A 21,886-nucleotide genomic window follows, 5' to 3' on the forward strand; every position below is an offset into this window, starting at 1 on the left:
GCCTCCCTCAAGAAAGGAACCCGCGTATCTCGGAAAGCAACTGGCGCGGACTGAATGGCTTGGCAATGTAACCATCGCACCCAGCAGCAAGGGCTTTCGCCTCGTCGCCCGACAACGCGTAGGAGGTGACGGCTATAATCGGAATGTGCCGGAGCGCCGGGTCGGCCTTGATGCGGCGGGCCGCTTCATACCCGTCGATCAGTGGGAGCTGAATGTCCATAAGGATCAGGTCTGGCCTGTGCGCTGCGGCTGCAGCGATGCCGGCGGCGCCGTCCGCCGCCTCGATCAGTTCGTATTCGGTGGTGGCAATGAGATCGCGGATGATCTGGCGGTTGTCCTCGGTGTCTTCCACCATCAGGATTCGTTTGCTCATGCGGCCCTCACATCCTCATTCACCTGGATTGGTATCTTCAGACGGAATGTCGACCCTGACCCGAGCACGGACTCGACGTCTATGGTTCCGCCATGCATTTCGACGATGCGCTTCGAGATCGCCAGGCCAAGACCTGTGCCACCCTTCTGCCTGGTGCTGCTGTTGTCGACCTGCTGGAATTCTTCGAAGATGAGAGCCTGGTCCTTGGACGCGATGCCGGGACCGGTGTCTCGGACGGTGATCTCGAAGTGCCCGTCGACCGCACCGGCAAGAATGTCGACCGCACCCGTTTCGGTGAACTTGACGGCATTGCCTGCAAGATTGAGCAGGACCTGCGTCAAACGGCGTTCGTCCCCGCGGCCGATTGGAAGGTTCTCGGCAACAGTCGTTGAAAGCTCAAGACCCTTCGCTCGTGCCAGCGGCTCGACAGCCGTAACGGTCGATCGAACAATCTGCGCGACGGAGTAGTTCTCGATCGCCAGCGTGAGCTGGCCGGCTTCGATCTTGGAAAGGTCGAGTACGTCATTGATGAGCCCGAGGAGGTGACGGCCGTTTGCCTGCACGCGCGCGACGGTCGTCTTTGCCTTGTCCGGGAGTTCGCCGTAGATGCCGTCGACCAGCAGTTCTGTGAAGCCCAAGACCGAATTGAGCGGTGTCCTGAGCTCGTGGCTCATATTCGCCAGGAACTGGGACTTGTGACGGCTAGCTGCCTCCAGCTCCCGGCCTTTCTCCTCGATCTCGCGGAACAGCTTGGCATTCTGGATCGCGAGCACCGATTGGGCCGCGAAGGTCTCCAGCAGGTGGACAACTTGCTCATGGAAGGCACCTGGCTTGTGGCGCCTGACGACCAGTGCACCGACGATCTTGTTGGGCCTCAGCAGCGGAACGATCAGGATACCGCGATATCCGGCTTCGACGATCGTCTTTCTAAGGAAGGATGAGGTCTCCTCGCTGAGGTCGGGAAACTGCACCGGCATGCAGCGCCCGGGTGCGTCGCCGATCCCCATGTCGGCCAGCCCGATCGTCTGGTGTGAGACTGCGGCGATAAGCTCATCGCTCATACCGAAGTTTGCGCGCGGACGGAATTGCTGCCGCGTGCTGCTGAACACGTAGATGGTGCCAGCATCCGTCTCCGACAACTGGACCGCTTTGGCGACGATCGTTTTCAGCACCGTGTCGAGATCGAGCGTCGAATTGACCGCCTTGCTGACTTCCCCGAGCGCCTCCAGTTCGCCGACCGACCGAGCAAGCTCGGCCGTGCGCGCCTGCACCTCTTGATACAGTCTCCCTAGCTGCTCGGATGTCTGGTTGACATTGTCCGCAAGCGCTCCCAGTTCGTCCCGATTGGCGACGGCGACCTGTTGGGCGAAGTCGCCGGCCGCTATCTGGCTGAGACGCGTCTCGATCTTCTTGACCGGTTCGATCAACGACCAAGAGATGATGTAGCCAAGCCCCAGTGCCAGCAGGATGCTGCCCACAGCAAAAGAGACCACGATCAGTCGAGAAGTGCCGTACGCCCCCTCGGTCGTTTCGATCGCCGCGACCATGTCGGCTTCGGCCATGTTGACCAGCTGGTTCGTCAGCCGCTCAAGGCGGTCAGCCGACGGAATGATCTCATCGAGCTGGATCTTGCGCGCCTCCTCCGTGCGACCGGCGCGGAAAAGCTCCACAACGTGCGTCACGCCGGCTGCGAGCCGTTCGTATTCCTGCCGGACCTCGCCCAGCACCTCCGCTTCAGTTTCGGCGACGAACTCCATGCGGTCGAGGTCGTAGCCAAACTGGTTGAGCTGGCGCAGCGCTGCATCCAACATCCGCTCGTCCTGAAGCAGAAGTGCGGTCGAGATGCTGTAGAGCTGGTTCGTGGTGTCGTGCTGGACCTGGCGATAGGCTGCGATCCGTCGCTGCAGCTTGATCAGCTCGTTTGTTTGATCATTGACCCCACTCAGCACCTGCAACCCAACGGCCCCGAGCACGATCAACAGGCCGACGATCGACAGGAACGCGACCAAGAGCTTGGTCTGGACGCGCGCCGGCAGCCGGGCAACCCAGCCAACGAGCCGGTTCGTTATGCTATTTGGATTCGTCCAAGAGGCTGACAAGGTCATCCCGGAACTCCTCCAAGTCGAACCGGACGCCAAGATACTGTACTCGCAAGATGCCATTGGGGTCTACGAGCGACGTCAACAAGGTATGGTCGACATCTCCGTTCGCCGCCTTCTTCGCGATGACCCCGTATTTCCGTCCCACCTCATGGACGACCGCCGGATCACCGGTAAGAAACGACCAGCCCTTCAGATCGGCGCCAAAATTCTGCGCATATTCCTTCAAGACATCGGGCGTATCGCGCTCCGGGTCGACAGTGATCGAAACGAAGTCGATCTTCGATCCGAACGTAGAGCCCAGCTTCTCCTGCACGCTGGCCATATGGGCGGTCAGCATCGGGCAGACGTCGGTACAGTACGTATAGATGAATGCAATGGCGACCACCTTGCCGCGGAAGTCGCGCAGCGACACCGGCTTGTGGTCCTGCGATATCAGAGTGAAATCCGGTGCAGCGCCCATCATCGGCAGGCGCTCGCTGTCCCCCGCGTGCGCTGACGCTTCGTGCGCAGAGGTATGCGCAGGCGCAGCGACGAGGGCGAGGAGCAGCAACGCGCGCGTCGGCCAGCGGCTCATGTCTTCATCTCGCGCTTGAGCTCCTTAAGGAAACGCCAGTCGGTGCCGCGGTCCAGGACCTCCTGTGGCCTCATCGTGACCGCATTTGTCTCCTGCATACGCAGCGCATAGAAACGCAGGGAGTCCTCGGGGTCATATTCGCGCCATTTGTCGTAGCGTATGTCGGAACGGATAGCCTGAAGCGTGTAGTCACTGGCGTAGCCTGTATCGACCGCACTTTTCGCAACCGCTTCCGGATTGGTTATGCAGAGGTCCACGGCCTTGAGTAGGGCGCGCATGACTCGTTTAGTCGCCATCGGGTAACGTCCTGCGTAATCTGCGGTGCTCGCGAGCATGCAACAAAAATACTGCGACCATGGTTTGTCGATCGCCGTGCTGACAAGTACATGGCCGAGCTTTCGCTCGCGCGCCTGCTGGGGCGTGGGCGGTCCGCCGAGGAACGCATCGATCTTACCCTCCGCGAGGCTTTGAACCGCATCGGGGGTTACGAGAGTTTCGAAATCCTTTGCCGGATCAAGGCCAACATAGGAAGACATCACATTCAGCAACAGATACTGGATGGTGCTGCCATCCACTCCGACCGTCTTACCTTTCAGATCAGGGATGCCAACGACCCGATCGTTTGCGATCAGCTCAAGACAGCCGACATGCAAGCCGGTCAAGACTTTTATCGGCGCGCCTTTTGCGATGTTAAGCACATGCGCGAGCGGGTAGTTCCAGTCGAAGTCGATCTCGCCGTGGCCGATCCAGTCCGACGAATCCGGGCCGGTGCCCGAAGACACGAACTCAACGTCGGTCAAGCCTTCGGCATGCAGAAGCTCGGTGGCCGCATACATCGGCGATTGGCAGTCCGAGACCTTGGCGAACACCGGCAACCGGACTTTCGTCGTCTCTGGCGCCGGCTCGGCGAGCGCCAGCCTCGGGGCTGCGACTAATCCCGCGGCACCCGCCGCGATGCCGGCCATGAAGCGGCGGCGATTCTGGATGATGTGCATGACGTTCTCCTCTTCAGCGGTCCTTCGCGCTGCGCCTTTCACGTCTTCAGTTCGCGCTTGATCTCTTCGAAGAAGTGGAAATCCGTCCCTTTGACGATGATCTCCTGCGGGCTCGACTTGATCATGCCCGTCTCCAGGAGGCGCAGCGCGTAGAAGCGTACCGAGTCTTCAGCATCGTATTCCCGCCACCTGTCGTGCCCGGTGTTCTGCAGAGTGGTCAGCGCAACGTCGTAGCTCGGCAGAAAGCCGCGATCGACCACCGCGCGGGCGGCCGATTTCGGGTTCGACACGCAGAATTCGACAGCCTGGAGGATGGCCCGCAGCACGCGCTTGGTGGCGACCGGATACTTATCGACATAGTCGGTCCGGCCGGCGAGCATGCAACAAAAATACTGCGACCAAGGACGGTCGATAAGATTGCTGAAGACCGTGTGACCTACCTTCTTGTTCCGAACCTCGGAGTATTGGCTGGTGTCTAGCAGGAAGGCATCGACCTTGCCGTCGATGAAGTTCTGCATGAGCGAGCGGTTCTCCTGGACGCCTACGACCCACTCAACATCGTGGTTGGGATCGAGCCCGACATAGTTGATCAGCAGTTGGAGAAACACCTGCGGGTGGTCGTTCATCGCCCAGACCCCCACCCGCTTGCCCTTTAGGTCGGCAATGCTGTTGACGCGATCGTTCGCCCGCAACTCCCAGCAGCCGGAATGCACGCCGGCCAGGATCTTGACGGGCACCCCGGCCTCGACGCTGCGGATGTGCATCGGCGGCATGTTGAAGTCGAAGTCCGTCTCACCCGCTGCAATCCATTCGCTGCTGTCGAAGTACTTTTGATTACCTTGCACGTACTGGACGTCGGTCATGCCGCCGGCGCGGAGCAGTTCGCCAGCGAGATAGAGCGACTCCCAGCAGTAGGCGCCTCCGACCCACCGGCCCAGCCGGACACTGGTCGTCTCGGGCTCCGGCTCGGCAAACGCCAATCTCGGGGTTGCGACAATTCCCACGGTGCCGGCTGCCAGGCCGGCCATGAAGCCGCGGCGGTTCTGGATAATTGGCATGGGGTCACTCCTTGCATCAAGGCACACAGTGCCGGTTCTTGTCAGCCTTTCAATTCCCGCTTGATCTCGCTGAGGAAGCGCCAATCCGTGCCGTTGGCGATAATCTTGTTAGGGCCGGCCTCGATGAAGCCGACTTCGTTCATCCGCAGTGCGTAGAAGCGTATTGTGTCTTCGGGGTCGAACTCCCGCCACACGTCGTAGCGCGCTTCGCGCAAGCCCTCCAATGCATAGTCGTATCGATCGGTGAACTTGCCATCGACCGATAGTTGCGCAGCCAGTTGCGGATCCGACACGCAGATGTCGGCGCCCTTGAGGATGGCTCGCAGCACGCGTTTGGTCGCCACCGGGTGTCTGTCGACATAGTCCGCGCTGCCGGCAAGCATGCAGCAGTAGTGTTGCGACCATGGCCGGTCGACGGTCGTATTGAGGATCGTGTGGCCGACATTCCGGACGCGCTGCTCCTGCGGCTCGGGTGGCACCGCCAGAAAGGCATCGACCTTTCCTTCGTTAAAGAGTTGCATCGAGCTGACGTCCGCGTTCGCGACCCACTTGAGATCGGTGGCGGGATCGAGACCGACATAGGCGGCCATGAGGGTCACGAGCACGTGCGGAGCTGACGTCAGCGCGAACACGCCCACCCTCTTGCCCTTGAGGTCGGAGATGCTGTTAATGCTTTCGTTGACGATCAGTTCGAGGCAGCCGGAGTGCAGGCCGGTGACCACCTTTATCGGCATGCCGGCTTCGATCGCCATGATGTGCGCTGGCGGAAAGTCGGTGGCGAAATCCAGTTCGCCGTTTGCGAGCATAGCGAACGGATCGGAGTCGGCGGCCAAGTCTATGTAGCGTACATCGGTGAACCCTTCGGCGCGCAATAGCTCCCCGGCGATATTCTTGGGTGCTTCGCAAAGGGCGCGGAACGTCCTTGGCAAACGCACTGTCGTGGTCTCCGGCGCCGGCTCGGCATGAGCCGATGTCGGCACGCTGACGAGGCCCGCGGCGCCGACCGCCGATAGGCCAACCATGAAACGGCGTCGATTCTGAATGATCCGCATGTCACGCTTCCTCCCTGGGACAAAGCAGGCTCAGGTTTTCAACTCACGCTTCAGCTCCTCGATGAAGCGCCAGTCCGTTCCATCGGCGATGATCTGCTGTGGGCTCGACTTGATCATGCCCGTCTCTTGCATGCGCAGCGCGTAGAAGCGCATCGAGGCTTCGGCATCGTAGTCCCGCCAGACGTCGTACCGCGTGTCGCTCAGCGTTTGCAGCGCGATTTCGTAGCTGGGGACGAAACCTCGATCGACCATCTGCGCTGCACTCCATGCGGGATCCGAAATGCATAGGTCGGCGCCCTTGACGATGGCCCTTAGCACGCGCTTGGTCGCCACCGGGTATCTGTTCACGTAGTCCGCAGCGGCCGAAGTCATGCAGCAGAAGTACTGCGACCAAGGGCGGTCGAGGGTCGTGTTGAGGATCGTGTGGCCGATTTTCTTGGCGCGCAGTTGCTGCGTCTCCGGCGGCGTGAAGAGATATGCATCGAACTTCCCGTCGGCGAAGGCTTCCACCGGCTTGCTTTCCTGGACCCATTCGATGTCGTTGACGGGGTCCAGTCCGATATAGGCGGCCATCAGGGCGACCAGCACGCGCGACGGCGCATCGATGTCGTGCATGCCCACCCGCTTGCCCTTGAGGTCCGGGATGCCTTGGATGCTGTCGTTGGCGATCAGCTCGAGGCACCCGGAGTGCAGACCGCCAAGCACCCTGATTGGCACGCCGGCGTCGATCGACGCGACATGGACCGGCGCGTAGTTCATGCTGAAATCCGTGTCGCCGCGTGCAATCCACACCGCCTGATCGACTTTCTCGTCGCCCTGCACATAGCGGACGTCGGTGAAGCCCTCCGCTTTGAGGAGCTCTCCGGCCAGGTACATCCCTGCCCAGCAGTAGGCACCATCGATCCACCGCGGCAAGCGGACGGAGGTCGTTTCAGGGGGTGCCTCGGCCCAAGCGTCAGTTGTTGCGCCGATGAGACCTGCAGCGCCTGCTGCCGCAGCACCGGCCAGGAAGCGGCGGCGGTTCTGGATGATCTGCATGGGGTTCTCCCTCCCATTGAAAATGGCACGAGGCTGGCTGCCCCTCACGTCTTCAACTCGCGCTTCAACTCGTCAAGGAAACGCCAGTCAGTACCGTCTGCGATGATCTTCTGGGGGCCCGACCTGATCATGCCGGCCTCTTGAAGTCGCAACGCGTAAAACCGGATCGTGTCTTCCGGATCGTATTCTCGCCACTTGTTGTAAGGCACGTCGGTCATCGTCTGCAGTGCGTAGTCATAGTTGGCCGTGAATCCGTCATCGACGATCTGTCGTGCGACGCGCTGTGGCTCAGAGACGCAAAGGTCCGCGGCTTTCAGAATGGCGCGAACGACGCGCTTGGTCGCGATCGGGTTGTTGTGAACGAAGTCGGCGTTGCCGGCCAGCATGCAGCAAAAGTACTGCGACCACGGACGATCGACGGCGCTGTTGATTACTACGTGGCCGACGTTTTGGGCGCGCAGTTCTTGAGGCTCGGGCGGAAAGCCGAGGAACGCATCGATTTCCCCTCGCGTGAAGAGCGTCATTGGTTTGATGGTCGGGCTGGTGACCCAATTTATGTCCTTCCCTGGATCCAGCCCGACATAGGCCGCCATGCCCGTCAAAAATACATGCGGACTCGAGCCCAAGGCTTGGACGCCGACACTCTTGCCCTTCAGGTCTCTAATCCCGCGGATACTCTCGTTTCCGAATAGCTCAAAGCAGCCAGGGTGCACCCCGGCCAGCACCGTGATCGGGCCCCCTGCATCCATCGTCACCACGAGCGGCGCGGCGAAATTCAAAGTAAAGTCCACCTGGCCACTCGCGACCGCGTCAGATTGCCCCGCGGCTGTCTCAGTCATTACATAGCGAACCTCGGTGAAGCCCTCCGCATGCAACAGCTCCTCGGCAACATATTGAGGCGCGATGCAGATGCCCCTGATCTTGGCAAGGCGGACGCTAGTCGTTTCCGGCGGTGGCTCTGCGGGGAGCGATTGCTGGACCCCAACGAGGCTCGCGGCGCCAGCTGCCGAAAGGCCGGCCAGGAAGCGCCGGCGGCTCTGGATGATTTGCATCTCCACGTCTCCCCTTGAGACAAATGGGATCAGGTTTTCAGCTCACGCTTCAACTCGTCGAGGAAGCGCCAGTCCGTTCCGTTGGCGATAATTTGTTGCGGGCTCGACTTGATCATGCCCGTCTCTTGCATGCGCAGTGTGTAGAACCGCAGGGAGTCTTCAGGATCGAAATCCCGCCACCGGTCGTACCGAATGTCCTTCAGAGTTTGGAGCGCGTAGTCATACGACGGGACGAAATCGCGATCGACCACCTGCTGCGCCACCCTTTCCGGATCCGACACGCAGAGGTCGGCGGCCTTGAGGATGGATCGCAAGACCCGCTTGGTCGCCACCGGGTACCTGTTCACATAGTCCGTCGTCGCGGAGATCATGCAGCAGAAATACTGTGACCATGGGCGGTCGACGGCATTGTTGAGGATGGTGTGGCCGATCTTCTTGGCGCGCAGCTCCTGCGGCTGGGGCGGCGTCCCGAGGAATGCGTCGATCTTCCCTTGGACGAAGAGTTCAGTGGGCTTGACGTCCTCAGTCAAGACCCACTGGATATCGTTCACCGGATCGAGCCCGACATAGGCGGACATGAGGGACAGCCACACGTGTCGCGAGTTATTGAAACCATCCACTCCCACCCTCTTGCCCCGCAGATCCGTGACGCTGCGGATGCTCTCCTTGGCGATCAGTTCGAGGCATCCCGAGTGCAACCCGGTTAGCACCTTGATCGGCACGCCGGCGTCGATCGACGCGATCTGATTCGGCGGAAAGTTCACAGAGAAATCCGTCTCACCGCGTGCGATCCATTCCGATTGGTCGACGCTTTTGTCGGCTTCTACGTAGCGAATGTCGGTGAAGCCATCTGCGCGCATCAGTTCCCCGGCGATGTACGCGCCTGCCCAGCAGTAGGCACCACCAACCCACCGCGGCAGACGAACCGTGGTCGTTTCCAACGGCGGTTCCGCGTGGAGTGACTCCGGAAGACCGACGATACCGGCAGCGCCCGCCATTGCAGCGCCGGCCAGGAATCGGCGGCGGGTTTGCATGATCTGCATCCGAACACTCCCCTTCCGATTTGCAAAAGGCAATACTGGCCGGAACCGAGCAAAAGCGGTTTCGGCGGAGGCAGATGGTCTCGTGGGCGCGACGAGTAGTTGTGGAACCTAGCGCGCCCAGTCCGCTGCGGGAGTCTTGCGCTCTCAGTCGCCGGCTCATTTATTAGCAGTCGACGATATGCCAACGGTACGCCCAATTTGCGTAGGTTGCGAGCGCAAAACTTACCAAGCCAAACGTCACGCCAGCGCCTGGCTGTAGGCGCCAATCAGGAAGAGCGCGGAAAGCAGCCAGGCGAGGGCGTTTCCCCAAGGAATTCTGGGCATGGAAGGTTCTTTCTCCGCATAGGTCCGGTCAGGAGCAGGCCGACGGCAACGTGCCGTGCTTTTGATGCGACGCGGGTTGAAGTGCGAGCACGCGGCTTACCCGCCGCACATCGTGCCCATGCGGAGGCGAGCATGATGCGCTCCGACTGTTCCCCCGGGGGAACACTCTCACTCCGATCGACCGAACTTCACGCTCGATGACTACGTTGCGATGTGCAACAGCGGCGAGGCGGAGTTTTCCATCGCCGAGGCGGCGCGCGTCATGGGCGTTTCGCGCGCCTATGTCTACCGCTGCATGCCCTATGCCAGCATCCCGGAAGACGAGTTTGAAGCGGTTTTGGATCATGTCCGGCTCACGAAGGGGCTGACATCCACAACCGCTGTTGCCGATGAGATCAAGCGACGCACCGGCAAGGCTAAGGAATACGTCGAAACCTGCCCTCACTGCGGCGGCGCGCTGAGGACGCGGAAGCGATGACCAGGCGGAGGCGGCCTGGTTCAACCCGCGCGATTGCTGGGGGGATCGATCTTCACCACGGCCTCGACCGCGGTTCGTATCCGGCCGCGCAGCGCGATATTCTCGGCCAGCATTTCTTCTGTGCGTTGAAGCGCGAGCTCGGTGCGGTGGATGCGCTCCCTGGCATTGGCAACTTCCGACGTCAAAATATCGGCCGCCATTCCTTGTCCGTGGAGTGTGTTCATCATGGGTTGGAAACTCATGGCGGAGCGGTTCGTTCCCAGATGTCGGGCACTGCCTCCGCGCGCGAGCGAATCATTAGGGGGGCGAGGGTAACAATCTCCGAGGCATCACGGGCGCCGACCGCTGGGCTTCACGGTTGTGCAAAAGCGTCAGAAATCGAGTTTTCGGCGGAAGAAAAAGGCGCCGCATTTCGCTCGGCCCTATTGATGCCGCGCGAGCCGATCCATGGGCGCGTTTGCTTCGGCCAACGTGGCCAGCGCTTGTTCGACTTTCTGTGCCGAAACGTCCGTGCGCTTGATGTGCCGCACAACTTGCTGCCGCAGCAGCGCGAGCCTTGCGGCGCGATATGCGTCGCCGTATCTCGCAGTTTCAAGGTGGAGGGTCGCAAGCCTCATGGGCGACGATTCCAATTATCTAGCAGTAGAATTCGCGGATCCGCCTTTCGTTCCGATGTCCGACGCTATGTCGCAAAGGGCTGGCCGGAGGGTCGCGAGGAGTGAGCCCGGCCGAACGGATGCGGCGTTCGCGCGAACTGAGGGATAAAGGCCTGATCCCACTGTCGATCGATGTCGACGAGGTGGCTTTGCCGGCCTACCTCGTCGCCGTCGGCTATCTCGCATCGGCCGACGTCGACGACCACGGCGCATTCGTGCGGCTCTGCAGCGCGTTCCCAACTCGCGATCGATGCGCCAGCCTGGCAGCGCTATTCCGGCAGCCCCGCCTTTCGCAAACCTTCTGCAAGCAGAGCCATATGGGCTGGGACGGCTGAAACGACGTCGGCGAGATTGGAAATTCGTTGGCCAGGATCGAGGGCGAGAATTCGGCTCACCACCTTTTGCGCGTCCTCGGTTCGGCCGGCGTGAGCATAGCTTGCAGCCGCATAGCGCAACGACCCCAAAAAGTCCGGCTTTTCCCGCAACGACCTTTCAGCCCAAGATGATGCCTCCTCAAATCGACCAGCGAAGAGATGAGCCACTGCAACAGCATTCTGCATATCGAACATGAGCGGGTCGACCGGGCTCATGCGTATCGCAGTCGCGAGGTGCTGGAGGGCGGTTTCCGTATCGCCGAGGTCGACTCTGACCCAGCCGCTGAATAGCCACGCAGTAGCCAGGTTCGGATTGAGCGCGAGCGCGCGATCAATGAACGCTGCCCCGCTATTGTTGTCGCCCACGACGAAGGCGAGCGCGTGCCCGCCGAGTGAGAGCGCAACCGCGTCATCCCTGCCCAAATCCACTGCCTTCAGAGCCAGGCGTTCTGTCTCGACGGTTTCCTGCTCACGATCGGCCATCCAGCCGTTCGCCTTGCGCATGACGGCACACCACGCGGCCATGCCGTATGCCGAGGCGAATTCAGGGTCGAGCTCGATGGCTTTGTAAAACAACTGAAGGGCGTTTGCGTTGGATTCCCTGGTCAACTGGTGGAGGCTTGCTATCCCGCGCAGATAATAGTCGTAAGCGTCAAGGTGCTCGGTCGGCTTGCGCTTGGCCCGCTCGATCTCTGCCTGTTCCAGCTTCGGAGCGATCGCTCCGACGACGCTCCGGGTCACTTCCTCCTGCAGGTCAAAAACGTCCTCCAGCCCGCCGTCGAAACGGTCGGCCCATAGATGTGCACCCGTTGCCGCATCGATAAGCTGCCCGGTGATGCGCACCCTGCTCGCCGCCTTGCGCACGCTCCCTTCAAGCACGTAGCGCACACCAAGCTCGCGTCCGACCTGCTTAATGTCCACTGCCCGGCCCTTGTAGGTAAAGCTCGAGTTGCGCGCGATGACGAACAGCCAGCGCGTCCGGGACAGCGCGGTGATGATCTCCTCCACCATGCCGTCAGCGAAGTAGCCCTGCTCGGGGTCGCCACTTATGTTGTCGAATGGCAAGACCGCGATTGACGGTTTTTCGGGAAGCGTCAGCGTATCCCTTGTCGAGAATGCCGAAGTGGGTTTTGCTCGACTGACCCGGTAGGCGCGCACCGCCTCCACGATGTTGCGGAACTGATGGCTACCGAGGTCGGTGTAGGCATAGTCTAGTTTGCCTTTGACCTGCTCGTAGACGTTGCTCGCGACGCAGACGCCGCCAGGTTCTGCAAGCTTCTCGAGCCGCGCGGCGATGTTCACGCCATCACCGTAGATCGTATCGTCCTCTGCAATCACGTCGCCCAAATTCACGCCCATGCGGAAACTCATGCGCTTGTATTCGGGCAAACTTGCGTTGTGAGCGGCCAATCCCTCCTGGGCTTCGACCGCACACTGCACCGCGTGGACTGCGCTGGCGAATTCGACAAGAAGGCTGTCGCCAGCGGAACCGACGATGCGTCCGTGAGACTCTGTGATCTTGGGCTCGATCACTTCGGCGCGAAGCCTCTTCAGCTGTGCGAGCGTGCCAACCTCGTCGGCTCCCATGAGGCGGCTGTAGCCGACGACGTCGGCAGCAAGGATTGCGGTGAGGCGTCGCTCCATGCTTGTGTCCTGCCTCTTCCATAGGTCGAAGCTCCGGGCGGCGAGCGTATTCTAGTCCTAGCTCGAATGCGAGCGTGCAGTGCCGGCGCCAGCAGCGATCAACTCACCACGTCCCTTTGGCCATTCCTCACATGGCGTGGTTTATGGTCCGATCGCGGGTGCTGCCGAAGGGCTACTTTGGGGTCAAAACCTGACGATCACGAATGACTGCTTTGCGCCTCATAGCAGTCATTAAAGTTAGCTGTGCCACTGCCTTAAAGCGGACAATACCGGCGACCGCACCCCGGACAAGACGCTCTCCGTGATCGCAAGGGCATACGCGATCTTCGTCAAGTCGCAGACACAGAGCGCGCTGACGGCCCTGTATAACTATTCCAAACTGACCGGGGCACGTTTCCATCTCGCGTCGATCGACGCCCAGGTCCCCTATTCGATGCTCGATCCGTTCAACACGAGCTATATGCGGACCGTCTACAAGCTCGGCTACACCGAGGCCACCGCTGGGACTGTGTGGAAAAACAGCCCGGTCTTTCGTTGACGGACGACTGTGAAGGCAGCCTGAAAGGAACCATCGGGGAAGCTGTCTGATTTGGTCCCCGAAAACCAATGAAATCAATGATCCTGGCACATCCTCCGGGCCTACCCACGACTCAATTCGCTTAAGCGCGTCGCGACGGCTGCCCCTTCACATCCTCGAGGCCACAACTTGTGAACTCAAGGCTGCTTCTGAGTGGGGTGCTCCGTTGATTTCATTGGGAAATTCCGTCCGGGGGCGCTACCACAGAAGGGAAGATTTAGTATATATTTCAGTGAGTTAATATGATTTTGGTAGCGGGAGAGCGCTACCGCCTTTCCCCCCACTCATCGGATCGGCGGTTCCTGCTCCGTTGTCTTGGATGAGGATTCATTTTGAATTGTCTGCAGCCGAAATCATCAGACCGGCAGCCCGAGCTGCTTTCGCAGGCTTTTGTCGAATGCGGACGCGGGGACGAAGCGTCGCAGGAAACTGACCTGGCGCGCCATTTTTCCCGCCGCATAGCGTTTCTTGGGGGCGGGATCGATCGCAGCGGCCAAAACGGTCGCGGCTACCACTTCGGGCGCATCGCCTTTTTCCATCGCTTTCCGCACGGCTACAGTCATGCCAGCGCGCGCGGAGTCATAGACATCAAGCAACTGATCGGGGGCTGCGAGATTGTCCTCGAATGACGTACGGGTATAGGCGGGCTCGACCAACGAAACGCGAATGCCGAACGAGCGCAATTCGTGATCGAGCGATTCGGAATAGCCCTCGATGGCATGTTTGGTCGACGCGTAAAGCGCGAAATAGGGAGCGGGGATGAACCCCTGTACCGAACTCAAATTGACGATTCTGCCCTTCCCTTGGCGTCGCATTGCCGGCAACACCGCGTTGGTCACGCGAAGGACGCCGAAGACGTTCACGTCGAACAGCGCCAGAGCCTGTGCGATTGAGGACTCCTCCGCGCCGCCAAACAGACCCATGCCGGCATTGTTGACAAGCAGGTCGATGCGTCCGGCCTTGGCTAGGACGTCATCGACCATTCTCGAAACGGACGCGTCGTCGGTCACGTCGCACGTCAGCATGGTAACGCCGTCGGATTGTTTGGAGGCAGTGCGACGACTGGTTCCGAATACGCGATAGCCCGCGCTTAGCAAGGCGTCGGCGGTAGCCCGCCCGATGCCGGAAGATGCCCCTGTCACAAGGGCGACGCCTGGATTGGTCTTGTTCATGGAAATTATTTCTTTCTTTGTGTTGAACCGGAGTTGGAGAAGCATGGACGGTCGGTGTGAAGGGTGCCAATCATGAGCGCCCCTGGCGCTCGCGTCGGGCCGCTGGGGCGGTCCAGCGCCTGAACAAGGCGCTGGCATTCACGCCGCCAAAGCCGAAACCATTGGAGATCGCGTACTCCATCTCCGTTGGCCGGGGCTCGTTTGCGACGAAGTCGATGCCGTCGGCGGCCGGATCGGGAGCGCTCAAATTTAGTGTCGGCGGTGCCACCTGGTCCCTGATCGCCAGGATCGCGAAGATGGCACCAAGCCCGCCGGCCGCGCCCAGCAGGTGTCCGGTCGCGGATTTCGTTGCGCTGACAGCTATCGCGAAATCGCGCCCGAATACGCTCTTGATCGCTTCGATCTCACCCAGGTCACCGACTGGCGTGGACGTCGCATGCGCATTGAGATGACGAACCTCGCGCGCCGAAATCCCTGCTTGCGCGATTGCGATCTCCATGGCCCGGCGCGCACCGCCGCCGTCCTCGGGGCCAGAGGTGACGTGGTGAGCATCCGCTGTCGTGCCGTAGCCGACGAGCTCGGCGAGCGGTGTTGCGCCGCGCGCCAGCGCGTGGCTCAACGCCTCGATGACCAGCACGCCGGCTCCTTCGCCCATGACGAAGCCGTCCCGCGATATGTCGAAGGGACGCGAGGCTTGCGCCGGCGCCCAATTGAAGCCGGTTGAAAGAGAGCGTGCGGCAGCAAACCCACCGAGACTGACGATGTTCATGCATGCTTCCGTGCCGCCGCACACGGCAATATCAGCTTCGTTCGCGCGGATGAGACGGGCCGCGTCGCCGATCGCCTGGATGCCGGCCGCGCACGCCGTCACCGGTGCGCCCAATGGACCTTTGAAGCCATGACGGATTGAGATCTGGCCCGCTGCGAGGTTCACCAGGAAGGATGGCACCGTAAAGGGCGACAGGCGGCGGGCGCCACGCAGGTCGACCGTGCGCACCGCCTCGGTGATGGCGGGGAAGCCGCCGATCCCTGAAGCGATGATCGTTGCTGTGCGCAGGCGATCCGTTTCCGAGGCAGGCCTCCATTTCGCCTGCGCAAGCGCCTCTTCCGCCGCGGCCAGCGCAAAGAGAATGAACCGATCTACCTTGCGCTGATCCTTCACGGACAGGACGCCATCAGGATCGAAGCCAGCGTCGGGGTCTTCTTTCAAGGAGGGAACCACGCCGCCAATCTTCGCCGGCAGGTCTCCCACCACATCGTCCGGAAGCCTACGGACGCCCGAACGACCGGCCAGCAGGCGCGACCATGACGCTTCGACATTGGCAGCAAGGGGCGTGACCGCCCCCATGCCTGTAACAACAATCCGTCGCATCTATTCTCCTATCACTTGGGTGCGCCGACAGCACTGCCCACGCCGTTCAAGCGGCGACTGCTTCGCGAACCCGATCGGACGCCGCATCCAGAAAAGCCTGCGCAAGGTCGGGGTCGTTGACGACCCGTGAGAGCAGCACCGCCCCGACCATTGTCGACAGAATGGCCATGGCCTTGCCGCCGGTCTCCTCGCCGTCGGCCTTGCCAACCCAACTAGCGAGCATCTCAAGGTATTCCTTGATCCCGGCTTCGAATGACGCCTTCACCTCGGCGCCCTGCCTGGCAGCATCCGAGCCGAGCGCAACGACCGGGCAGCCGTCCATCCTTTCTCCGCGATGGTCCATGCTGAGATAGAATGAGATCACTGCCTCGAGTGGATTCTCAGGGTTTGCCGCAGTTGCGTCCGACCACCTGTGGGTGGCGCTCTCCATCGCCCGCCTGGACGCCTGCGCCGCCAGGTCCTCCTTTGACGCGAATTGCTTGTAAAAGGCGCCCTGGGTCAGCCCCGCGCCCTTCATCAGATCCTTGAGGCCGATGCCGTCAAAGCCGCGCTCCCGAAAAAGGCGGCTTGCCACATTGATCACGGTTTCGCGGTTTTCTGCGGCTTGAATTCGGCTCACGCGCATCGTCGATCTCCTTTTTGATTGCGTTCGTAATCTATAATAGATATAGAGGATGAATGCAATCTATCAAGAAGAGAGACGAGATGATCCGCAAAACCCCGAGGGCATCGCTCGCCTGGCAAGGATGTGACGGTCTCGACCGAGACTGACACGCATCTGCCGGCCGACGCGACAATGCGTTGATCCTACACGCATACCGCAGGCAACGGGTTCTTTGCGTCCGCGCGGCTTGCCACACGGTGCTCTCGATCGTGCCATCCATTAAATTTGGAGGAGAGGTGAAATGCTATACAGTTATTTTGTCGAGAAATCGATCCGACAGAGCTTCGACCACATCAACAACCATCGCTGGGATGCGGCGGTGAAAGCACTCGCGCCGCATGTCCATCACCGCGTTTCCGGCGCCCACGCACTTGGCGGTGAGCGCCACGATAAAGAAGCTCTGCGCCGCTGGTTTCAGCGCTTCGGCCGTGTCCTGCCCACTCTACATCTCACGGTCAACCACATCTGGGTGAAGGGCTGGCCGTGGCATACCACCGTGTTTGCCCACTGGGACGGTACCGCAACGCTGCTCAACGGCGACACGTCGTACGTCAACCGTGGTCTCCACATGTTCACCCTGCGGTGGGGAAGAGTCTATGCAATTGAGGAATTTTTCGATTCGCAAGCGGCGGCTCGCGGTCTTGCCGCCCAAGGTGCATCTGGCCTCGAAGAAGCTGTTGCCGAACAGATTGTAAGCTAGCAGAAGGGGCAGTCAGAGGCCCATTGGTTACTTGACCGCTGGTGCGCTACCCGTGGCCATCATCGCTAGGCGGGCGGTCGCCAGTACATCTGTTCGGAAAATGCGACCTGCCACCCGGGGGCGTCCTCCGGTCCTCGATTATCAGAATCGACCCGCTGAACTCGCGTGGACGAGCACTACGAAGCTTGCCATGTGCTCGACTCCGTTCTTGGCGCGCTCCTGAAGAAAGCGGCTTGCCACATTGATCACGGTTCGCAGTTTTCCGCAGCTTGAATTCGGCTCACGCGCATCATCGCTCTTTTTTGATTGCGTTCGTAATCTATAATAGATATAGAAATCGAACGCAATCTAATTTGAGATGAGGCGACGAGCGTGAAAAAGAGAACCGTTATCGTATTGGGATCGACCCTGACGGCGATGTCATGGGTGGCGGCATTCGCCACGTTTGCTACTGCCGCGCAGGAAGCTCCTTTGGTGACCGACCCAAGGCAGGAGGCACCATTCGTCAGACTTGTGTCGGCAGCGCCGGTCACCGAATCAGAACGTGGCTTCACCGGCATCATCGGGGCGAGGGTGCAAAGCAATCTCGGCTTTCGGGTTCCCGGCAAGATCTTGGAACGGTTGGTGGACGTTGGTCAGCAGGTCAAAGCCGGTCAGCCGCTGATGCGGATTGATGATACCGATCTGCGCCTTGCGCTTTCGGCGAAGCGCAATGCCGTTGCGGCAGCGCGGGCAACAGTCGCTCAGACACAGCCGGATGAACGGCGATACGCCAGTTTGCTTGGCAGTGGGTGGGTTACACCGCAGCGCTACGAGCAGGCGAAGGCTGCGATGGATACCGCCCAAGCGCAACTTGCCGCCGCCGAAGCCGACGCACGGGTTGCCGAGAATGAGGCGGCCTATGCAGTCCTGTTGGCGGACGCGGATGGAACGGTGGTCGAAACGCTTAGCGAGCCGGGGCAGGTCGTCGCAGCCGGCCAGCCAGTGATCCGGACCGCCAAGGCAGGCCCGCGTGAAGCGGTTGTCGCCCTTCCCGAAACGATCCGGCCGGCGATCGGCTCGGCGGCTGAGGCCAGCGTGTATGGTGGCGATGAGCGTCGTTATACAGCGCATCTGCGGCAGCTGTCGGACTCCGCCGATGCCCAGACCCGCACGTATGAGGCGCGCTATGTGCTCGACGGCGAAGCTGCCGCTGCACCGCTTGGCGCGACGGTTACCGTTCGGCTCGCAAGTCAGGTGAAACAGCCGGAGGTTCAGGTGCCACTGGGAGCCGTGCTCGATGACGGCCGCAAGACTGGCGTTTGGGTGTTGGACAGCGCCACCTCAACCGTACACTTTCAGCCCGTGCAACTCGTTCGTGTAACCAGCGAAACCGCTGTGATCTCCGGATTGAACTCGAACGTTCCCATTGTGTCGCTCGGCGCCCACCTCCTGCAGGAGGGCGCTCGCGTCCGAACCGAGTCCGAAAGCGGGAGCAACTGATGAGCTTCAATCTTTCCGCGATCGCCGTTCGCGAACGCGCCGTCACCCTATTCTCCATCCTCTTGCTGGTGGCTGCCGGAGCCTACGCCTTCCTCATGCTCGGCCGGGCCGAGGACCCTAGCTTCACCATCAAGACCATGACGGTTACGACGGCATGGCCGGGCGCGACGGCGCGCGAGATGCAGGATCTCGTCGCCGAACCGTTGGAGAAGCGGCTTCAGGAACTGACCTGGTACGACAGGGTGGAGACGACCACACGGCCAGGTTATGCGTATATGACGGTAACGCTGAAGGACAGCACACCGTCATCCGTCGTGCAGGAGGAGTTCTACCAGGCTCGCAAGAAACTCGGTGATGAAGCCCGCAACCTGCCGCCCGGCGTCTTCGGCCCCTTCGTGAACGACGAATATTCGGATGTGAGCTTCGCCCTTTATGCGCTGAAGGCCAAAGGCATGCCGATGCGGGAGCTGGCGAGGCAGGCCGAGGTGATCCGCCAGGACCTCCTGCACGTGCCCGGCGTCAAGAAGATCAACATCCTTGGTGAACGTCCTGAACAGATATTCGTCGAGTTTTCCTACGCCAAACTGGCAAACCTCGGCGTGTCGGCACAGGACATCGTCGGTGCCTTGCAGCGGCAGAACACCGTCACGCCAGCAGGTTCGATCGACACCCTAGGGCCGCGCCTCTTCATTCGGGTCGACGGCGCCTATGACAGCGTTCAGGCGATCGCCGACACCCCGATTGTCGCTGGGGGGCGGACGCTGAAGCTATCCGACATCGCCGAGGTCAGCCGCGGCTATGAGGACCCTCCCACATACCTCATCCGACGCCAGGGCGAGCCCACCATCATGCTCGCGGCCGTTATGCAGGAGGGCTGGGATGGTCGCGCGCTCGGCAAGGCCCTGGAGGACAGGACTGCCGCGATCACACAGACACTGCCGCTCGGCATGACGCTCGACAAGGTGTCCGACCAGGCCGTGAACATCACCTCGGCGGTCGACGAATTCATGTTGAAGTTCGCGATGGCGCTCGGCGTCGTGCTGCTGATCAGCCTGCTCAGCATGGGCTGGCGCGTCGGGATCGTCGTGGCGGCTGCCGTCCCTCTGACGCTCGCCGTGGTCTTCCTCATCATGCTGGAAACCGGCCGGTTCTTCGATCGCATCACGCTCGGCGCCCTCATCCTGGCGCTTGGTCTTCTCGTGGACGACGCCATCATCGCCATCGAGGTGATGGTGGTGAAGATGGAAGAGGGGATGGACCGCATTAAGGCGGCGGCCTATGCATGGAGCCACACTGCGGCGCCGATGCTATCGGGAACTCTGGTGACGATCGCCGGCTTTGTGCCGGTGGGTTTTGCGCGCTCGACGGCTGGCGAATACGCCGGCAACATCTTCTGGGTCGTGGGGTTCGCCCTCATCGTCTCCTGGATCGTCGCGGTGGTCTTTACGCCCTATCTCGGTGTCAAGATGCTGCCCGCGATCAAACCGGTCGAAGGCGGTCACCACGCTATTTACGACACGCGTAACTATCGACGTTTGCGGCGGGTCATCACGTTTGCTGTGCGCCATAAGTTCGTAACCTGCGGTATCGTTGGCATCGCCTTCGCGCTTTCCGTCGTCGGTATGGCCGGCATCAAACAGCAGTTCTTCCCGACATCCGACCGCCCTGAAGTGTTGGTGGAGGTTCGCCTGCCGGAAGGTGGTAGCATCGAGACAACGACCGCTGCGGTCGAAAAGCTCGAAAATTGGCTGGACAGCCAGCCCGAGGCCAAGATTGTCACGAGCTACGTCGGCCAGGGCGCTCCGCGCTTCTTCTTTGCGATGGCTCCGGAACTGCCTGATCCTGCTTTCGCCAAGATCGTCGTGCTGACCCCCGACGCGGAGGCGCGTGAGGCGTTGAAGCACCGGCTCCGAGAGGCAGTGGCGCAAGGGCTTGCGCCCGAGGCGAATGTCCGCGTTACACAGCTCGTGTTCGGCCCCTACACGCCGTTCCCCGTCGAGTTCCGGGTCATGGGCCCCGATGCGACGCAACTCTACAGCATTTCCGAAAAGGCTCTCGACATCATGCGGAGCGTCCCGGATGTGCGGCAGGCCAACCGCGACTGGGGCAATCGCACGCCCGTGCTTCGCTTTGTCCCCGATCAAGATCGACTGAACCTCATCGGCCTCTCGCCGGCGGAGGTGGCTCAGCAACTGCAATTCCTTCTCACCGGCATCCCCGTTACGCAGGTTCGCGAGGACATCCGCAACGTCCCCATCGTGGCACGCAGCGCCGGCGGCGAGCGGCTGGATCCGGCGCGTCTGGCGGATTTCTCGCTGATAAGCCGGGACGGCCGCTCGATTCCGCTCGACCAGATCGGGCATTCGGAAATCCGTCAGGAGGAGCCAATCCTGAAGCGCCGTGACCGCACGCCCGTTGTCACGATCCGCGCGGACATCAATGAGGCTACCCAGCCTCCGGAGGTCTCCAAGCAGATCATGAAGGCCCTTCAGCCGCTGATCGAGTCCCTTCCGGTCGGCTATCGCATCGAAATGGGCGGATCGATCGAAGAGGCTGAAAAGGCCAACACCGCGCTGGGCAAGGTTTTCCCGGCTATGATAGCCGCCATGTTGATCGTCATCATGCTGCAGGTGCGATCCTTCTCGACGATGTTCATGGTTATGCTGACGGCGCCGCTTGGCCTTGTCGGCGTCGTGCCGATGCTGCTAACCTTCCACCAACCCTTCGGGTTCAACGCCATTCTGGGTATGATAGGACTGGCTGGCATCCTGATGCGCAATACGCTGATCCTGACCGAACAGATCAAGGAGAACCGTGCTGCCGGCATTGACGACTATCACGCGGTCATCGAGGCCACGGTGCAACGCACACGGCCCGTCATCCTGACCGCACTTGCCGCCGTGCTCGCCTTCATCCCCCTCACGCACTCGGTTTTCTGGGGATCGATGGCCTATACGCTGATCGGCGGAACGGCGGCTGGCACGGTGTTGATCCTGCTCTTCCTTCCCGCGCTCTACACCGCGTGGTTCCGGATCAAGCCGACTGCGGATGAAATCCATGAGGTTTCGACGGAGGAACTGGAAATGCGACCAGTTATGGCTGCTGAGTAGGGCACCGTTGCCGAGCCTCGTTTGTCTGCACGGGGCGACTGGCGGG

At 61.1% G+C, this 21,886-nt stretch carries 20 protein-coding genes and 1 pseudogene; 6 read left to right on the plus strand and 15 right to left on the minus strand.

The window, feature by feature from the left end; genetic code table 11:
- Positions 1-7: 7 nt before the first annotated feature.
- The 9 genes from B5V02_RS02815 to B5V02_RS02855 are packed head-to-tail and all read right to left on the minus strand — an operon-like array spanning position 8 to position 9,287.
- Positions 8-355: a response regulator gene (locus tag B5V02_RS02815; protein WP_245445640.1), complete on the minus strand. Its 348-nt coding sequence runs from the start codon at positions 353-355 to the stop codon at positions 8-10.
- Positions 356-369: 14 nt separating this feature from the next.
- A complete protein-coding gene (locus tag B5V02_RS02820; RefSeq protein ID WP_167458349.1) occupies positions 370-2,478 on the minus strand; it encodes an ATP-binding protein in 2,109 nt (702 codons plus the stop codon).
- Positions 2,444-3,049: an SCO family protein gene (locus tag B5V02_RS02825; RefSeq protein ID WP_111542738.1), complete on the minus strand. Its 606-nt coding sequence runs from the start codon at positions 3,047-3,049 to the stop codon at positions 2,444-2,446. The genes B5V02_RS02820 and B5V02_RS02825 overlap by 35 nt, the downstream gene beginning before the upstream one ends.
- Positions 3,046-4,044 carry an ABC transporter substrate-binding protein gene (locus B5V02_RS02830; protein WP_146606006.1) on the minus strand — a complete coding sequence of 333 codons (999 nt, stop codon included), beginning with the start codon at positions 4,042-4,044 and terminating at the stop codon, positions 3,046-3,048. The genes B5V02_RS02825 and B5V02_RS02830 overlap by 4 nt, the downstream gene beginning before the upstream one ends.
- Positions 4,045-4,082: 38 nt before the next feature.
- Positions 4,083-5,102: an ABC transporter substrate-binding protein gene (locus B5V02_RS02835; RefSeq protein WP_111542740.1), complete on the minus strand. Its 1,020-nt coding sequence runs from the start codon at positions 5,100-5,102 to the stop codon at positions 4,083-4,085.
- 41 nt (positions 5,103-5,143) lie between these two features.
- A complete protein-coding gene (locus B5V02_RS02840) occupies positions 5,144-6,154 on the minus strand; it encodes an ABC transporter substrate-binding protein (RefSeq protein ID WP_111542741.1) in 1,011 nt (336 codons plus the stop codon).
- 30 nt (positions 6,155-6,184) lie between these two features.
- Entirely contained in the window at positions 6,185-7,192 is a 1,008-nt protein-coding gene (locus B5V02_RS02845; protein WP_111542742.1) for an ABC transporter substrate-binding protein, read from the minus strand.
- A gap of 44 nt (positions 7,193-7,236) precedes the next feature.
- The gene (locus tag B5V02_RS02850) at positions 7,237-8,244 is read right to left on the minus strand and encodes an ABC transporter substrate-binding protein (RefSeq protein ID WP_111542743.1); all 1,008 of its coding nucleotides are present in this window, start codon (positions 8,242-8,244) and stop codon (positions 7,237-7,239) included.
- A 29-nt stretch (positions 8,245-8,273) separates the two neighbouring features.
- The gene (locus B5V02_RS02855; protein ID WP_111542744.1) at positions 8,274-9,287 is read right to left on the minus strand and encodes an ABC transporter substrate-binding protein; all 1,014 of its coding nucleotides are present in this window, start codon (positions 9,285-9,287) and stop codon (positions 8,274-8,276) included.
- A gap of 535 nt (positions 9,288-9,822) precedes the next feature.
- Here B5V02_RS02855 and B5V02_RS02860 point away from each other — a divergent pair.
- Complete coding sequence (locus tag B5V02_RS02860; protein ID WP_111542745.1) at positions 9,823-10,089, plus strand: hypothetical protein; 267 nt, start codon at positions 9,823-9,825, stop codon at positions 10,087-10,089.
- 20 nt (positions 10,090-10,109) lie between these two features.
- Here the strand turns inward: B5V02_RS02860 and B5V02_RS02865 are convergent, their stop codons facing one another.
- Both B5V02_RS02865 and B5V02_RS02870 read right to left on the minus strand, forming a co-directional pair.
- On the minus strand, positions 10,110-10,316 hold the full coding sequence (locus B5V02_RS02865; RefSeq protein WP_245445643.1) for a hypothetical protein: 207 nt from the start codon (positions 10,314-10,316) through the stop codon (positions 10,110-10,112).
- A 195-nt stretch (positions 10,317-10,511) separates the two neighbouring features.
- On the minus strand, positions 10,512-10,706 hold the full coding sequence (locus tag B5V02_RS02870; protein WP_111542747.1) for a hypothetical protein: 195 nt from the start codon (positions 10,704-10,706) through the stop codon (positions 10,512-10,514).
- 101 nt (positions 10,707-10,807) lie between these two features.
- On the opposite strand from B5V02_RS02870, the gene B5V02_RS02875 reads away from it, so the two are divergent.
- On the plus strand, positions 10,808-11,080 hold the full coding sequence (locus tag B5V02_RS02875) for a hypothetical protein (RefSeq protein WP_146606007.1): 273 nt from the start codon (positions 10,808-10,810) through the stop codon (positions 11,078-11,080).
- Here B5V02_RS02875 and B5V02_RS02880 read toward each other — a convergent pair.
- Positions 11,015-12,763 (minus strand): adenylate/guanylate cyclase domain-containing protein, encoded by a 1,749-nt coding sequence (locus tag B5V02_RS02880; protein ID WP_111542749.1) that lies wholly within the window; start codon positions 12,761-12,763, stop codon positions 11,015-11,017. The genes B5V02_RS02875 and B5V02_RS02880 overlap by 66 nt on opposite strands.
- 280 nt (positions 12,764-13,043) lie before the next feature.
- Between B5V02_RS02880 and B5V02_RS02885 the strand changes: the two are divergent.
- Positions 13,044-13,301, plus strand: a pseudogene (locus B5V02_RS02885) (patatin-like phospholipase family protein); the annotation flags it as partial.
- 395 nt (positions 13,302-13,696) lie between these two features.
- On the opposite strand, the gene B5V02_RS02890 reads toward B5V02_RS02885, so the two are convergent.
- The 3 genes from B5V02_RS02890 to B5V02_RS02900 all read right to left on the minus strand — a co-directional run bounded on the left by B5V02_RS02890 (position 13,697) and on the right by B5V02_RS02900 (position 16,509).
- On the minus strand, positions 13,697-14,512 hold the full coding sequence (locus tag B5V02_RS02890; protein WP_111542750.1) for an oxidoreductase: 816 nt from the start codon (positions 14,510-14,512) through the stop codon (positions 13,697-13,699).
- A 70-nt stretch (positions 14,513-14,582) separates the two neighbouring features.
- Positions 14,583-15,884, minus strand: a complete 1,302-nt coding sequence (fabF, locus tag B5V02_RS02895; RefSeq protein ID WP_111542751.1) for a beta-ketoacyl-ACP synthase II — start codon at positions 15,882-15,884, stop codon at positions 14,583-14,585.
- A gap of 46 nt (positions 15,885-15,930) precedes the next feature.
- Positions 15,931-16,509, minus strand: coding sequence for a TetR/AcrR family transcriptional regulator (locus B5V02_RS02900; protein WP_111542752.1), 579 nt, complete (start codon positions 16,507-16,509; stop codon positions 15,931-15,933).
- A gap of 280 nt (positions 16,510-16,789) precedes the next feature.
- Here B5V02_RS02900 and B5V02_RS02905 point away from each other — a divergent pair, with 280 nt between their 5' ends.
- The 3 genes from B5V02_RS02905 (at position 16,790) to B5V02_RS02915 (ending at position 21,840) form a co-directional block, all read left to right on the plus strand.
- The gene (locus B5V02_RS02905) at positions 16,790-17,248 is read left to right on the plus strand and encodes a nuclear transport factor 2 family protein (protein WP_111542753.1); all 459 of its coding nucleotides are present in this window, start codon (positions 16,790-16,792) and stop codon (positions 17,246-17,248) included.
- A gap of 417 nt (positions 17,249-17,665) precedes the next feature.
- Positions 17,666-18,730, plus strand: a complete 1,065-nt coding sequence (locus B5V02_RS02910) for an efflux RND transporter periplasmic adaptor subunit (RefSeq protein ID WP_111542754.1) — start codon at positions 17,666-17,668, stop codon at positions 18,728-18,730.
- Positions 18,730-21,840 (plus strand): efflux RND transporter permease subunit, encoded by a 3,111-nt coding sequence (locus B5V02_RS02915; protein ID WP_111542755.1) that lies wholly within the window; start codon positions 18,730-18,732, stop codon positions 21,838-21,840. The genes B5V02_RS02910 and B5V02_RS02915 overlap by 1 nt, the downstream gene beginning before the upstream one ends.
- Positions 21,841-21,886: the final 46 nt, after the last annotated feature.

Origin of the sequence: Mesorhizobium kowhaii (genome assembly GCF_003253745.1) — a bacterium.
GTDB lineage: Bacteria > Pseudomonadota > Alphaproteobacteria > Rhizobiales > Rhizobiaceae > Mesorhizobium > Mesorhizobium kowhaii.